At 69.5% G+C, this 14964-nt stretch carries 12 protein-coding genes; 7 read left to right on the top strand and 5 right to left on the bottom strand.

The window, feature by feature from the left end; translation table 11 throughout:
- Positions 1-636 (top strand): LysE family translocator, encoded by a 636-nt coding sequence (locus tag JYK02_RS37490; RefSeq protein WP_207057757.1) that lies wholly within the window; start codon positions 1-3, stop codon positions 634-636.
- Here the strand turns inward: JYK02_RS37490 and JYK02_RS37485 are convergent.
- The 5 genes from JYK02_RS37485 to JYK02_RS37465 form a co-directional block, all read right to left on the bottom strand.
- The gene (locus JYK02_RS37485; protein WP_207057756.1) at positions 625-3729 is read right to left on the bottom strand and encodes an efflux RND transporter permease subunit; all 3105 of its coding nucleotides are present in this window, start codon (positions 3727-3729) and stop codon (positions 625-627) included. The genes JYK02_RS37490 and JYK02_RS37485 overlap by 12 nt on opposite strands.
- Before the next feature lie 21 nt (positions 3730-3750).
- Positions 3751-4854 (bottom strand): efflux RND transporter periplasmic adaptor subunit, encoded by a 1104-nt coding sequence (locus JYK02_RS37480; RefSeq protein ID WP_347402676.1) that lies wholly within the window; start codon positions 4852-4854, stop codon positions 3751-3753.
- 328 nt (positions 4855-5182) lie between these two features.
- Positions 5183-5440 (bottom strand): hypothetical protein, encoded by a 258-nt coding sequence (locus JYK02_RS37475; RefSeq protein WP_207057754.1) that lies wholly within the window; start codon positions 5438-5440, stop codon positions 5183-5185.
- A gap of 186 nt (positions 5441-5626) precedes the next feature.
- On the bottom strand, positions 5627-7135 hold the full coding sequence (locus JYK02_RS37470; RefSeq protein WP_207057753.1) for an aldehyde dehydrogenase family protein: 1509 nt from the start codon (positions 7133-7135) through the stop codon (positions 5627-5629).
- A 165-nt stretch (positions 7136-7300) separates the two neighbouring features.
- Positions 7301-8128 carry a hypothetical protein gene (locus JYK02_RS37465; protein WP_207057752.1) on the bottom strand — a complete coding sequence of 276 codons (828 nt, stop codon included), beginning with the start codon at positions 8126-8128 and terminating at the stop codon, positions 7301-7303.
- A gap of 238 nt (positions 8129-8366) precedes the next feature.
- On the opposite strand from JYK02_RS37465, the gene JYK02_RS37460 reads away from it, so the two are divergent.
- From JYK02_RS37460 to JYK02_RS37435, 6 genes are read left to right on the top strand one after another with little or no spacing between them, the layout of a single operon-like run.
- On the top strand, positions 8367-9338 hold the full coding sequence (locus JYK02_RS37460) for an ABC transporter ATP-binding protein (protein WP_347402675.1): 972 nt from the start codon (positions 8367-8369) through the stop codon (positions 9336-9338).
- The gene (locus JYK02_RS37455; RefSeq protein WP_207057750.1) at positions 9335-10144 is read left to right on the top strand and encodes an ABC transporter permease; all 810 of its coding nucleotides are present in this window, start codon (positions 9335-9337) and stop codon (positions 10142-10144) included. The genes JYK02_RS37460 and JYK02_RS37455 overlap by 4 nt, the downstream gene beginning before the upstream one ends.
- The gene (locus JYK02_RS37450) at positions 10131-11381 is read left to right on the top strand and encodes an aminotransferase class I/II-fold pyridoxal phosphate-dependent enzyme (protein ID WP_207057749.1); all 1251 of its coding nucleotides are present in this window, start codon (positions 10131-10133) and stop codon (positions 11379-11381) included. The genes JYK02_RS37455 and JYK02_RS37450 overlap by 14 nt, the downstream gene beginning before the upstream one ends.
- A complete protein-coding gene (locus JYK02_RS37445; protein ID WP_207057748.1) occupies positions 11378-12289 on the top strand; it encodes a nucleotidyltransferase domain-containing protein in 912 nt (303 codons plus the stop codon). The genes JYK02_RS37450 and JYK02_RS37445 overlap by 4 nt, the downstream gene beginning before the upstream one ends.
- The gene (locus tag JYK02_RS37440; RefSeq protein ID WP_207057747.1) at positions 12286-13977 is read left to right on the top strand and encodes an alpha-amylase family glycosyl hydrolase; all 1692 of its coding nucleotides are present in this window, start codon (positions 12286-12288) and stop codon (positions 13975-13977) included. Before JYK02_RS37445 ends, JYK02_RS37440 begins: the two co-directional genes overlap by 4 nt.
- Positions 13974-14963 carry a nucleoside-diphosphate kinase gene (locus JYK02_RS37435; RefSeq protein WP_207057746.1) on the top strand — a complete coding sequence of 330 codons (990 nt, stop codon included), beginning with the start codon at positions 13974-13976 and terminating at the stop codon, positions 14961-14963. Before JYK02_RS37440 ends, JYK02_RS37435 begins: the two co-directional genes overlap by 4 nt.
- Position 14964: the final 1 nt, after the last annotated feature.

Below are 14964 nucleotides of genomic sequence, written 5' to 3'. Positions count from 1 at the left end.
ATGACCGTCACCCAATCCCTGCTCGCGTTCGTCGTGGCGGCGTTCATCCTCGCCATCACCCCGGGTATCGACACCGCCATGGTGCTGCGCACCTCCGCGCTGGAAGGCCCCAGGCGCGCGGGCTTCGCGGCCGTGGGCATCTGCCTCGGATGTCTGGTCTGGGGCGGAGCGGTCGCACTCGGGCTGGGCGCGCTGCTGGCGGCCTCTCAGGTCGCCTACACGGTGCTCAGCTGGGCCGGCGCGGCCTACCTGGTGTGGCTTGGAATCGGGCTGCTCTGGAAGCCCCGCTCCCGCTTCGTGGCCGAGGAAGCCGCCCCCCATGCGGAGGTCCACCGGGGGGCGACGGCCTGGCTGCGCCGGGGGCTGCTGACCAACGTCCTCAACCCCAAGGTGGGGGTGTTCTACGTCACCTTCCTGCCGCAGTTCGTGCCGCAGGGCGTTCCGGTCATGGCCTACACGTTCCTGCTCGCGGTCATCCACGCCGTGGCGGGCGCCGTCTGGTTCGCGCTCCTCATCGGAGTGACGGCGCCGCTGGGACGCATCCTCCGTCGGCCGGCCTTCATGAAGACCATGGACCGGCTGACGGGGTGCGTGTTCATCGCGTTCGGCGCGAAGCTCGCGCTGTCACGGCGTTGAGGGAGCCTCCGCCGCTTCCAGGGGCTCCCTGACCTCCGCGGTGCGCGTCTTCGCGATGAGCAGGTAGATGGCCGGCACGAAGTAGAGGGTGAAGAGCGTGCCCAGCGCCATGCCCGTCACCAGCACCAGGCCGATGCTGTTGCGCGCCGCCGCGCCCGGGCCCGACACCAGCACGAGCGGGAAGTGGCCCGCGACCGTGGCCACCGTCGTCATCAGGATGGGCCGGAGCCGTTCGGAGGCCGCTTCCTTCACCGCCTCCAGCTTCGTCCTGCCCTCTTCCTGGAGGCGGTTGGCGAAGTCCACGATGAGGATGCCGTTCTTCGCGATGAGCCCCACCAGCGTCACCAGGCCCACCTGTGAGTAGATGTTGAGCGTGGTGGTGAAGCTGTCCGTGAAGTACGGCATCGTCGGGTTCGGCATCCGCAGGAACGTGGTCACCAGCGCGCCGAAGAGCGCCAGCGGCACCGACCCCGCCAGGATGATGAGCGGATCCCGGAAGCTGTTGAACTGGGCCGCGAGCACCAGGAAGATCAACACCACCGCCAGCCCGAACGCCGGAGCGAACGAGTCACCCTCCGTGCGCAGCTGCCGGGACTCGCCCGTGTAGTCGATGCGGTAGCCCGCCGGCAGGATGCGCGAGGCCTCCGTCTCCAGGTAGGTGAGCGCCTCGTCCAGCGGGCGGATGGCCACGCCGCTGAGCTTCACGGCGTTGAGCTGCTGGAAGCGGTTGAGCGACCGGGGCGCCACCTTCTCCTTGAGGGACGCGATGGCGGACAGGGCCACGAGCTTGCCGTCCGGACCGGTGACGTGGATGTCCTTGAGCTGCTCCGGGTTGAGGCGGGAGGTCCGCAGCACCTGCGGGATGACCTTGTAGCTGCGGCCGGCGATGTTGAAACGGTTGACGTAGTTGCCGCCCACGGCGGACCCCAGGTCCTGGCCCACGGTGCCCAGGTTCAGCCCCAGCTGCGCGACCTTCTCGCGGTCGACCTCCAGCTCCGACTGGGGCTGGTCCAGCTTCACGTCGATGATGGGCGGGAAGGCGAACAACCCGCTCGCCGCCGCCTTCTCCTGGAGCTGCTGCGCGAAGCCCAGCAGCTCATCCGCCTCCGCCGTGGAGGCGATGACGAACTCCACCGGGAAGTTGCCGCCGCCCGGCAGCGCGGGGGGCTGGAGCGCGAACGTCTGGACCGCGGGGATGGTGTTCACCCGCTCCTGCGCCTCCGCCAGCACCTGCGCCGTGGTCCGCTGGCGCTCCTTGTACGGCTTCAGCACCAGGCCCCAGAAGCCGTTGCTCGGCTGGACGATCTGGAAGTTGAAGCTGGACTCCGGCATCGACATCAGCAGCTCGCTCGTCTTCGTCACCGACGGCTTCAACTGATCCAGGGTGGAGTTGGATGGCGTGCTGACGATGCCGATGACGAAGTCCTGGTCCTCCACCGGCGCCAGCTCCCGGGCGGACTGGTTGAACATCACCAGGGCCAGCAGGCTCAGGAAGATCCACGCCGCGTAGACAGGCCCGCGGACCAGCAGCGAGCTGTCCAGGGTGCGGGCGTACGCGGCCCGCAGGCGCTCGAAGCCGCGGTTGATGATGCCCGCGAGCCCCTTGTCCTCGTGGCCCGCCCTCAGGAGCACGGAGGACATCATCGGGGAGAGCGTCAGCGCCACCACGCCGGACAGGGTCACCGCTCCGGCCAGCGTGAGCGCGAACTCGCGGAACAGCGAGCCCGTGAGACCGCCCTGGAAGGCGATGGGCGCGTACACCGCGGCCAGCGTGAGCGTCATCGCGATGATGGGCCCCACCAGCTCGCGCGCGCTCTTGATGGCGGCGTCCACCGGGCGAAGGCCGTCACGCAGGTGGCGCTCCACGTTCTCCACCACGACGATGGCGTCGTCCACGACCAGGCCCACCGACAGCACCACCGCGAGCAGGGTGAGCAGGTTCACCGTGAAGCCGAACACCTGCATCAGGAACACCGTGCCGATGAGCGACACCGGGATGGCCACCACCGGCACCAGGATGGAGCGCACGGAGCCCAGGAACAGGAAGATGACGATGACGACGATGATGAGCGTCTCGATGAGCGTGCTCACCACCTCGTCGATGGCGTTCTGGATGTAGTCCGTGCCGTCGAAGGCGACGCCGCCGTGGATCTGCTCCGGCAGGTCCTTCTTGAGCGACTCCATCTCCACGCGGATGCGCTGCATGACGTCCAGCGAGTTGGCGTTGGGCAGCGCCCAGATGCCGACGAACACGGCCGTCTTCCCGTTGAGCGTCACGTCGGTGTCGTAGTCCTCGGCGCCGAGCACCACGTCCGCGATGTCCGACAGCCGCACCACCGCGCCGCCGTCCTTGCGGACGATGAGCTGCTTGAACTCCTCCACGGAGCGCAGGCCCGTGTTCGCCGTGAGGTTCACCTGGACCAGCGAGCCCTTCGTCTGGCCCACGGCGGCGAGCGCGTTGTTGGTGGCGAGCGCCTGACGCACCTGGATGGGGCTGACGTTGAGCGCGGCCATCCGGTCCGGCTTCATCCACACCCGCATGGCGAACGTGCGCGCCCCGAGGATGTCCGCGCGCTGCACGCCCTCCACCGAGGACAGCCGGGGCTGCACCACGCGCACCAGGTAGTCGGACAGCTCGTTCTGCTCGAGGAACTCGGAGGTGAAGTTGAGGTACGCGACGGCGAACTGGCTGTCCGCGGACTCGATGCCCATCACGGGCACCTGGGACTCGGGCGGCAGGTCGCCGCGCACCTGGTCCACCTTGGCGCTGATTTCGCTCAGGGCGCGGTTGGCGTCGTAGTTGAGCTTGAGCCGGGCGCGGATGATGGAGACGTTCTGCGAGCTCGTGGACTCGACGTACTCGATGCCGTCCGCCGAGGCGATGACGCGCTCCAGCGGCGTGGTGATGAAGCCACGCACGAGCTCCGCGTTGGCGCCGACGTAGACCGTGGTGACGGTGATGTCGGCGTTCTCACTGCGCGGGTACTGCCGCACGTTGAGCGAGCGCAGGGCCTGCAGGCCCGCGATGATGATGATGAGGTTGACCACCAGCGCCACGACCGGACGCCGGATGAACAAATCGGTGAAGTTCATGGGTTCGCCTCTCCGCGTCCCTTACGGGTTCACCGGCTGGGGCGCGGCCTCGACAGGAGGCGCCAGCGCGTTGTTCACGACGACGGCCATGCCGTTCTTCAGCTTGAAGACGCCGCTGCTGACCACGGTCTGCCCGGGCTTGAGGCCGGACGTCACCGCGACGTAGTCCCCCCGGCGCTCTCCCAGCCGCACGAACTGCTGCCGCGCCAGCAGGGCCGCCTTGCCCGCGGCGTCCTTGCCCTCGGCGAGGGTGAACACGGAGTCACCGTACGGAGCGAAGAGCACGGCGGTGGCGGGGATGGCGACCACGGGCTGGCTGGCCTCGGAGAGCACCTGCACGTTGGCGAACATGCCCGGCAAGAGCCGGCCGTCCTCGTTGGGCACCGTGGCGCGCATGCGCACGTTGCGCGAGGACAGCTCCACCTCGGGGTTGATGGTGGTGAGGTCGCCCTCCCAGGACTCGCCCGGGAAGACGTCGACGCTCAGGTGCACCTTCTGGCCCTGCTTCACCGTGGCCAGCGCCTGCTGGGGGAGCTGGAACTCCACGAGCGCGGGGGTGGTGGACTGGATGGAGGCGATGGGGTTGCCCGGGGAGACGAGTTGCCCCAGCTCCACCTGCCGGATGCCGATGCGGCCTTCGAAGGGCGCGCGGAGGGTCTTCTTCGCGATGAGGGACTTCAGGTGCGCGACGGTGGCCGCGGCCTGGGTCGCCCGGGCCCGGACGGCGTCGAGGTCCGACTGGGTGTTGGCGCCCTGGGCGTTGAGCTTCTCCGCGCGCTCCTTGTTCAGCCGGGAGAGCTCCGCGTCCGCCTCGGCGCCGGCCAACTGCGCCTGCTCGCTGGAGGTGTCGAGCTGGACGAGCACCTGGCCCTTCTTCACCGAAGCGCCGTTCTCGAAGCGGATGTCGGTCACGACGCCCGGCAGTTCAGCGCTGAGCGTCACCCCCCGGAGCGCGATGACGGTGCCGACCGCGCTTCGGGTCCCCTGCCATCCGAAGGACTCCGCCTGGGCGGACGTGACGGACTCCGGAGGCGGCACGAAGGTCTCACCGGCCTTGATCATCGCGACGATCTGGCCCGCCTTGACGGCGACGAGCCCCGCGAAGACCAGCAGGAGCACGACCACGCCGATGATCCACCGCTTGGCGCGACTGGGACGACGCGGTGAGGAGGGAGGCACTTCAGGAGCGGAAGGATGCATCGCGGGGCTCTCGAACGGGCTGACGGGCTCAGCCGTGTCAGGGAATTCGCCGCGCTCTATACGAACCACCGTGCGTTTGCGCCCTTGAAAATCTGTTCAGGTTGTGACCTCACCGGTCGGGAACCTGAGGCACGGTTTTCCGTGCGAAACGGTGACGCGCCCGTTACGGGCGCGCATCCCCCGCCCCCCATTGACTTCGGACGCCTGCGGCAGGGAGCTCATGCCGCAGGCGGACAACGTTCCTGCCCGGGGCTCAGCAGTCCAGGTTCTGCTCGGCGTAGATCGACGTCTTGCCCCAGGTGGACCACGAGCCGCAGTAGCAGCCCCGGATCCCGATCAGGTTCGTGTGGGCCGCGTCGCTGTAGTAGTTGGTCGCGTCATGAAGGCCGGAGCAGTCGGGGATCGGCGACTCCTGCGTTGCCAGCTGGGGCTCTTCGTCCTGCTCCACGGGCGCGCCACAGCCCACCATCAGCGCCGTCGCAAACAGACCACAGACAATGCTCGCTCGCATGCGTCCTCCGTCGGGGTGATTCCTCAAACCCTAACAGAGTCTGTCTTGCTTTGGAATGACGCTTCCCAGGGCTGAAACCCCATCCAACAGCATGGATGGAGTTTTCCCGCGGCGCGCTTCATGTATGGGCTTGCAAAATCACGACCCGGAGCCTTTCACGCGATTCCGCCCTCCCCCCCTGAGGTCTCAGTCCGGCCAGTTGCCTTCCATGGGATGGGGGCCGTCGGTGAAGGCGCGCACCAGGTGGGTGCCCCCAACGAAGGCGCCCGCCCACGAGCCTCCCCTGCCGCCGAAGGACTCCTCGCGGTCGCCTCGCGAGCGCAGCGCGTTGATGCCGACCTTGAAGGCGTGGAGCCGCGCGGCGATGCGCTGCGCGAGCTCGGGCTCGTCCGTCGCCACCGAGGCCACGAGCGCGCCGTTGGAGACGTTGGCCTCCCGCACCAGCGCCTCCTCGGAGTCCACCGACACCAGGACGTCGACGGGCCCGAAGGGCTCGCGCAGGTACAGCTCGCTGTCTCGCGGAACACCGAAGAGCAGGACGGGGGGTAGATATGCGCCCCGCTCCTGTCGCGCGGCGAAGGCGTCCTCCGCGAGCTCCCCCTGGTGCAGCACCGCCGTGCCCTGCTCCCGCGCTTCGGCGATGAGGGTGCGCAGCTCCTTGGCCTTGCTGGGAGAGATGAGGGGCCCGTAGTCCACGTGCGCGCCCAGGACCGGATTGCCGACCCGCAACGTTGAAACCGCGTCGACATAGGTCCGGACGAACCGGGGGACGAGCGACTGTTCGATGACCCAGCGGGTGTAGGCGGTGCAGCGCTGCTTGCCGAAGTCGAAGCCCGCGCGAATCTGTGCGCCGAGCGCGTCCCAGTCCGTGAAGTGCGTGATGGCGTAGGCGTTCACGCCCTCCATCTCCAGCGCATAGCGCTTGTCCGTGTCGCGCAGGCGGCGGTGGACCTCGGCACCATTGGCCCGGCCGCCGATGAAGGCGACCCCCGCGATGCACGGATGACCGACGAGCGCTTCGGAGAGGTCCCTGCCACGCCCACCGACGAGCGAGACGGGAAGGCCCGCGCGGCGCAGCAGCGCGAAGGCGAGCGTGAGTGAGACACCGCCGCCCTGGGTCGGAATCTTCGCGATGACCGGGTTGCCCGCGAGCGACTGCACGAGCACGTTGAGCAGCAGCACGGAGAAGGGATAGTTCCAGGAGGCGATGTTCGACACGAGGCCGAGCGGCTTCCGGCCGTCCATCATCGATCCCATCCGCTCCAGGTACCACGCGATGCCCGCGAGACACCGGTCCACGTCGTTGTACGCCGTGGGCAGCGTCTTGCCGATGTCCCACGCCAGGATGCGGACGAGCAGGTCCCGGTGCGCATGAAGCAGCACCACGGCCTCCGCGACGGTCCGCGCGCGGTCCTCGAGCGGACGGGCCGCCCAGGGCGCGAACTCCGCTGCGGCCTGCTCCACGCCCGCGGAGACCTGGCCAGCCCCCAGCAACGGCAGCTCCGCGAGGACGCTGCCGTCGATGGGTGAGACGGCGTTGAACCAGGCAGGGGGATGAGCCCACCTTCCAGCGATGGGCGAGAGCAGCCGGCCTCGAGCGTCGAAGGCCTCCGGGATGGCCCTCCGGGCTTCGGCAAGCAGGCGGCGGCTCTCAAGATGCGGAAGGGGCTCGCCAACGGGTCCGGTGTCCAGCACGGTTGCTCCTCCTCGCGCGTCGGGTTCGCGCCGAATCAGTCCATTCCACGGCTCATGACGAGCCGCGGCATGGGCTGAATATCGTCATGCACGCGCCGTGCGTCTGGGGAGGCAGACAAGGGCCTGGCGGGCGGGAGCCGAACGCTCCCGGCCGCGCCCCGGGGCTCAACAGTCGAGCGAGTACGTCTCGGTGTCATCCCCCGGCGAAGTCACCTTGATGGTGTTGGAGCCGTCGAACGTCGTGGTGAACGTCCCTTCGCTCGTCGTCGACGTCACCGTCCCCGCCGAGGGGCACTGGTTGGCGCAGCGCTGGTAGCCCGTGACGGTCGTGTTCGAGCTGCGGTCCCCCCGCGTGGACTTCGACTGTTCGTCCAGGGTGAAGCACCCGCTGCCCGAGACCCACGTGACCGTGCTCTGCGAGGACCGCGTGTCGAAGCGGTCCGGTGAGTAGCTGTTGGACGTGATGGTCACCTTGCGCTGATCCCCATTGGGAGGGGAGCTGGCGACCTGCATGGAGAGATTGTACGGCGCTCCATTGATGGTGAGGTTGGAGGAGGTGGCATTGACGGAGAGCTGCCCCTGGTTGTCCGCGAGCACCACCTGCACGTTGCCGGAGATCTGCTGGAGCGTGACCTGCGCCGTGCAGTCGTTGAAGGTGTAGTTCACCGTCGCGTCCGTCGCGGTGGCGGTGGCACAGCCAGCGGGTGTGAAGGAGGAGGAGGCGTTCGCCGCGAGCCTGGCGGCCGCCGCGTTCACGTCGACGGGGGCCTGAGGCAGCCCGCTGCCGGTGGACTGAGGCAGCACCCCGCCGATGCTGTAGTACCAATAGCCGTAGACCGGATCGACCCAGTAGTAGCTCCACGCCGCGTCGTACGCCCCGTAATACGGGTCGTAATAGACAGTGTCGTAGTAGTACGGGTCGTAGTAGTCGTCGGAGCAGCCAGTGATTGCGAGCAGCGACAAGCACCCCAGCGCCCATTTCAGCTTCTTCATCTTGCCCCCATCCTGTTTGTCTTCAGACCGCGCGCTCACCGAACGGAACCGGGGCGAAGGTGGAAACCGGTGGCCCGAGGAAGAACTGGCCCGGGGAGCAGCCCGAGTGCGGGCTGAAGGACATGCGAGGTGGGAAAAACTTTCCTTGAAGCCTCCGTGACGGGTCTGGCCGCCTCCGCTTCGACGCGAAGCGCTGACGCCGGATGTCAGACCGCATCTGTAGAAGGTCATCCCGACGATGACCGACAAAAACACCTTTCCTGAAGAAACAGCATTTCAGGAGCTGATCAAAACACCTGGGCGTCTTCGTCAGTCCATGGGTCCCGCGCAAGGAACCGCTCTGCTCTCCGCGGAGCGGCTCTCCTTCGCCTTCGCCCAGGGGACGCCCGTGCTCCGCGACGTCTCCCTTCACTTGAAGGGGGGAAGCTCCGTGGGGCTGCTCGGAGCCAACGGCGCGGGCAAGACGACGCTGCTGGGGGCGCTCACCGGCACCGTGCGGGGAACGACGGGAGGCTCGGTGCGGCTCGACGTGGGCGGGCTGCATGCCCGTCGCGCCATCGGGTTCGCGACGCAGGCCATCGCGCTCTATCCCGTGCTCACGGTGGAGGAGAACGTCGGGCACCTGGCCCGGCTCTTGTTGGGGCGCGGGAACGCGAAGGCCGCCATCGAGCGGACCCTGGAGGAGTTCGCGCTGGGTCCCATTGCCCGCACGCGCGTGCATCACCTGTCGGGTGGGCAGCGGCGGCTCGTGCACCTGGCGGCGAGCTTCGTCCATGCGCCGCCCATCCGGCTGCTGGATGAGCCCACCGTCGCGCTCGACTTCGAGGCCCGCCAGTTGGTGGTGCGCCGCGTGCGCGCGTGGCGCGAGGAGGGCGCCGCGGTGCTGGTCACCGCGCACTACCCCGAGGACATCGAGGAGCTGTCCACGGAGCTGGTGCTGCTGCGCGATGGAAAGACGCGCGACCTGGGGGAGCTGGGAGCGGTCCTGTCGAACCAGACGCGCACGCTGTCGCTGCGGGGCGCGCGTCCCGATGCTTCGTGGGAGCTGACGCTCGCCACGAGCAGCCTGGAGGAGGTCCGCTCGAAGCTGGGCGAGGTCCCCTCCGACGTCCACCTGTCCGAGCTGCGCCTGTCCGGCAACCGGCTCCGCGACATCCTGCTGAGGGACCCGTCCCTGAGCGCCTTCGCTCGGGAGTCGGAAGGACCATGAATCCAGACATCGCTGGCAGTGACGCCTCCGCGCCCCGCGGCGTGGCGGGTTTTGTCAACGTCGTGCGTTGCTACGCGCTGACGGAGTGGCGGGTGCTCGCGCGCGAGCGCACGGCCATGGTGTTCATCTTCATCCTGCCCGCGGTGCTCTCCGCCATCCTGGGGCCCGGTGTATCGGGACTGGACGCGGCGCCGGGCGCCATGGGCCGGGCCACCATCGGCTTCGCGGTGATGTTCAGCTACATGGTGGTGACCTACTCCGGTCACGCGTTCTACCGGGACTTCTGGTACCACACCCACGGCCGGCAGGCGTTGATCCGCCCCTCCCGGCTCGCGTTCGCCATGGGCAAGGTGCTGCCCGCGTGCGCGATGTCGTTCGTGCAACTGCTGCTCTTCACGGGCTTCGCGGCCGTGTTCCTGGGCCTGCCGCTCAACGGCCACGTCCTGCAAATCGCGCTCACTGGCGCGGCGCTGGTGACGAGCGGCTCCGCGCTGGGCTTCCTCCTCTTCGCCATCACGCGCAGCACCGCCACGCTCTCCAACCTCTCCTACCTGGTGCTCGTGACGTTCAGCGCGGTGGGGGGCGCCATCGTCGCCACCGAAGCGCTGCCGGGCTGGTCGCGCACGCTCGGCTACGCCACGCCGCACTACTGGGCGCTGCGCGCGCTCAACGAAGCCACCTTCGGCTCCGGCCGCTGGAGCGTCGTGCTCCAGAGCACCGCCGTCATCCTCACCTTCACCGCAGTCTGTGCGACCGCCGCGAGCCTGGCGTTCGACTTCCGAGACCAAAAACATGACACGACCTGAACACGACACGGCGGGCCGCGCTCCGGCACCCGTCATCCAGAGACTGCTCGGGGACCCGCGCGTGGCGCAGGCCCGGCTGGGCAAGCGCATTGGCCGCCTCCCCTACTTCACGCGGGTGGAGTCGGCCACCGGCCCCATCACCCGCATGGAGGGCCGGGACATCCTCAACTTCGGCTCCAACAACTACCTGGGGCTCGCGAACGACCCGCGCGTCATCGCCGCCGCGCAGGAGGCCTCCGCCCGCTGGGGCGCGGGCGTGACGGGCTCGCGCCTGCTCAACGGCAACCTGGCGCTCCACGAGGAGCTGGAGGACGCCCTGCGGCGCTTCTATGGCCGCACCGGCGCCATGGTGTTCTCCACCGGCTACGGCGCCAACCTGGGCCTGATGAGCTCGCTCTTGGGCCGCAATGACCGCGCCTGGGTGGACGAGGAGATGCACGCGTCCGTCCTGGATGGCGTGTGGCTGGCGCGCGCGAACATGAAGCGCTTCAACCACAACGACCCGGAGCACCTGCTGGCGCAGGCGAAGGACGACACCGCCTCCGGCCTCTGCGTCGTGGAGGGCGTCTACTCCATGCGCGGGGACCGGGCCCCGCTGCGCCGGTTCCTGGAGGTGTGCCGCGAGACGCGCCTGGCGCTCGTCGTGGACGAGGCGCACGGACTGGGCACGGTGGGCACGCGCGGGCTGGGCACCGTGGAGGAGGACGGCGTCGTCCAGGACGCGGACTTCATCACCATCACCTTCTCCAAGAGCCTGGGCTCCTGCGGCGGCGCCATCATCGGGGACAAGGCGCAGATTGAAGCGCTGCGCGTCCTCACGCGGCCCTTCCTCTTCACCGCCGCCAACACGCCGGCCTCCGTGGCCGCGGCCCTGGCCGCCCTGCGCATCCTCCACGAGGACCCGGGGCTGGTGGCGCAGTTGAAGGAGCGCGTGCGCACGCTGCGCGAGGCGCTGATGGCGCGCGGGCTGCGGCCGCTTCCGTCGGACGGGCCCATCGTCAGCGTGGAGGTGGGCGCGGACTTCGACACGCTCCAGGCGTGGAGGCTGCTGTGGAACCGGGGCATCTACGCCAACCCGGTCATCCACCCGGCCGTGCCGGCGGGCCGCGGCCTGCTGCGCCTGAGCGTGATGCGGACGCATGAGGAGCAGATGGTGCGCACCGTCGCGGACGCGTGCGCGGACGTTTTCTCGGACTTGCAGCTGTCCCATGAGGGACGCGGGAAGGTGGCATCATGAAGCGCACGCATCAGCTCTCCAGTGGTCAACCGCTCACCACGCAGACGCTTCGCGCCCACGGCGTGGACGTCGAGCGCATCCTGTCGGAGCTGGTCAGCGACCCCGCCTCGTGCGGTGTGTTGCTGACGGGCTCGCTCGCGGCCGGCAATGGCACGCCCAGCTCGGACGTGGACCTGATGGTGCTGGTGCCGCACCGCACGTCGCTCATCTCCACGAAGGAGGGCGTGCGCTTCAAGAACAGCCGCTTCAGTGAAGCGCTCCAGTACTGCGACGGCATCGAGGTCAACATCGAGCTGGCGGAGCGCGGCCGCGTCGCGGAGATCATGACGTGGATGACGGCCATCGCGCCGGCGCTCTACAAGCCGTCCGAGCTGAAGTTCATCCCCATCATCGACGGCCCGGAGCTGCGCTTCCTGCACCGGCTGCGCACGGGGCTGCCGCTCCTGAACCCGAGCCTGGTGGCGAGCTGGCGGGACGAGTTCCTGGTGGAGCTGCTGCCCACCTACCTCACCGTGCGCCACTTCATGGAGGTCCACGAGTACCTGGAGGACGCCATCAGCCACCGCGCCGTCAGCGAGGAGTCCAGCCGGCACGTGGCGCGCATCGCCGTGGAGGAGGCGCTGGTCTCCATCCTCGCGACGCTGGGGGTGACGAGCGCGGCGCGCAAGTGGCTCCTCATCGAGTCGCGCAAGGCGATGGCCACCGCGGGCGAGGCGGACCGGAGCCTGCTGGCCGAAGGGCTCTCCATCCACGCGGACTGCGCCACGGGGCCGCTGGGTGAGTGCTTCACGCGCATCGAGGCGCTCCACCGGCGCATGGCCCAGCGCATGGCGGCGGAGCCGGAGCTGGCGCGCGCGGTGGAGTTCCTCCAGGGCAGCATCACCTACGTCCTCGAGCACCAGGGATGAGCACGTCCGGGAACACGGCGGCCCCGCTCGCGCTGACGCGGCTGGGGGACGCGCTGGGCCCGCTCTACGGAGCGGAGCGCGCGGAGGCGCTCGTCCGGGAGCTGGCCCTGGCGGCGGAGGGCGTCCGCGCGCGCCTGAAGCCCGGGCGCGCGGCGGTGGACGCGCGGCCCACGGTCATCGCCGTGTATCCGGACCACGTGCTCGACGGGGGGTTGGCTCCGCTCGCGGCGCTGCGACGCTTCCTCGAAGAGGAGGTGGGCGGTGTGGGGCCGGCCCTGCTCCATGTGCTCCCGCCCTATGTGTCGGACGGGGATGACGGCTTCGCGGTGGTGGACCACCGGGCCGTGCATCCCCGCCTGGGGGGATGGGAGGACCTGGAGCGGCTGTCGGAGGTGAGCGGCGGGCTGATGCTCGACCTCGTGATGAACCACGTGTCCACGGCACACCCGGCGTTCCGGGACGTGCTGCGCGGGGAGGGACGGCCCGGCGACTTCCACCTCTTCTCCGAGCCGCGGGCCATCGAGTGGGGCACGCGGGTGCGGACCTCCTCCATCCTCCAGCGCTTCGACACGGGGACCCGCGCCGTTTGGGCGTGGTGCACGTACGGGCGCGCGCAGGTGGACTTGAACCACGGCTCGCCGGACGTCTTCCGGTCCATGGCGGGGACCCTGCTGCGGTTGGTGGAGGCGGGCGCGAGGGTCGTGCGCCTGGATGCCATTCCCCACGTGTGGAAGCGCGTGCCAGGAGGGCCGCACCAGCCGGAGGCGAAGCTGCTGGTGCGGGCGCTGCGCGCCGTGACGGACCTGGTGGCCCCATCGGTGCGCCTGCTCGCGGAGACGGACCACCGCGCCGGAGAGCGGTGCTACCTGGGCGAGGAGCTGGCGCAGCACGACAACCACCTCGCGGTGCCGCTGCTCGTCTTCGCGGCGGCGCTCGCGGGTGAAAGCGGCCCGCTGGTGGACTGGGTGAACGCGTCCGCGTCGGATGCGCATGGCCCTGATGGCTACGCCTTCCTCCAGACGCATGACGGCGTGCACCTGCGTCCCATGGATCCGCCGCTCGATGCCCCCACCCTGCGGCGGGTGCTGGAGCGGATGGAGCGTGCCGGCGTCCGGATGTCCCACGCGGACGTGGGAGGCGAAGCACGGCCGTACGAGCTCAACAGCTCCCTGCATCGCATCTTCTCCACGGAGACAGGGCTCGACGTCGAGCGCTACCTGGCCGCGCACGCGCTGCTCTTCGCGCTCCCTGCCACGCCCTGCCTCTACTTCCCGACGCTGTTCGGACTGCCGGACGCGGTGGGTGTCGAGCCCTCCAACCCGCGCGCCGCGAACCGGCACCGCTACGCGGGTGGCGCCCTGCGCGCGTTGATCCATCAGCCGGTCCACGCGCGCATCCTGAAGTCCCTGCTGAACCTCATCCGCCTGCGCGACCGCACGCCCGCGCTGCGGGAGGACTCCGGCTGCGAAGCATGGCAACCCGCGCCCGGGGTCCTGCACCTGGCGCGGAGCCATGGGCGTCAGCCGCTGCACGTCCTGGTGAACTTCGGCGTGGACCCCGTGTCCGTCCCCGTACCGCTCCGGGAGTGGAAGGACCTCCTCGGCGGGCGGCAGGGACAGGACGACGTCCTGCTCGCGCCTTGCGAAGCGCTGTGGCTCGTGGAGCCCGGCAGTGGAGACCGCACATGAGAAACGCAGCCAGTGTGTCCGACCTCGTGGAGGCCTTCGGCTCGCGGCCGGGGAGCGAGGAGTTCGTCTTCACGTTCTTCGACCCGTACGCCATCGGGCTCGGGCTCGCGGAAGAGGCGCTCGCGTTCCTGGAGCGCGAGGGCTTCCGGGTCATGGACCGGCGCTTCGTCCATTACACGCAGAGCAGCATCGAGGCGGTGTACAGCCCCAACCGGCCCATCGCGCTCGACAAGACGTGGGCCGTGCCCAGCGAGGTGTACCTGCTGGAGTCCTCCTGCGCGCTCATCCTCCGCACCCCGGGCCGGTCCGCCAGCGCGGCATTCAAGTCGCTCAAGGGGTCGGCGGATCCGCGCAAGCGCTCACCGCACCACCTGCGCAGCCTGCTCCAGGCGCCGACACGCGCGCTGAGCATGATGCATTCCTCGGACGACACGCGCGCCACGATTGAAGAGGCCGCCACGGCCTTTGATCCGCGCGAGCTGCGCATGCTCCTGGAGTCGGAAGGGCGCCCCACCCGTCGCGCGGGCTCCACCGTCCAGCAACTGCCCGGAGCCGTCGTGGGACGGGCGTGGCGGCCTTCACCCGTGGAGTTCCTGGTCCACCTCCGCCTGCGCCTCGCGGAGGAGGTGGAGCTCGTCGCGCCCCTGCCGGAGCCGCTGGTTTCACCGTGGCGCGAGGCCGCGGACGAGCTGGCGGGGCTGCGCTCCGACCCTTCGGCGTCCCGCGAGGTGTACCTGCGCGTCGTGGCCCGCGAGGCGGCGCTGGTGGACGACGCGGTGCAGGCAGGGCTCTCACATCCACGCCGGCCCGGGATGTTCGACTACCGCGTGGAGCCGGCGCTCGCCGCCACGGTGCTGGAGTTGCTGCACCACCCGGCGCTGTACCGCGAGACGGACCTCACGCGGCTCATCGGTCCGCTGGGGGCGCTGGTCCGCAACGCCTACGAGCGCGTGCTCCTTCGCAGCGCGCTCCAGGAGTTCGAATGAG

Source organism: Corallococcus macrosporus (genome assembly GCF_017302985.1).
Lineage (GTDB): Bacteria > Myxococcota > Myxococcia > Myxococcales > Myxococcaceae > Corallococcus > Corallococcus macrosporus_A.
The sequence above is the reverse complement of the archived record's forward strand: the minus strand, read 5'-3'. Positions and strand labels throughout refer to the sequence as shown.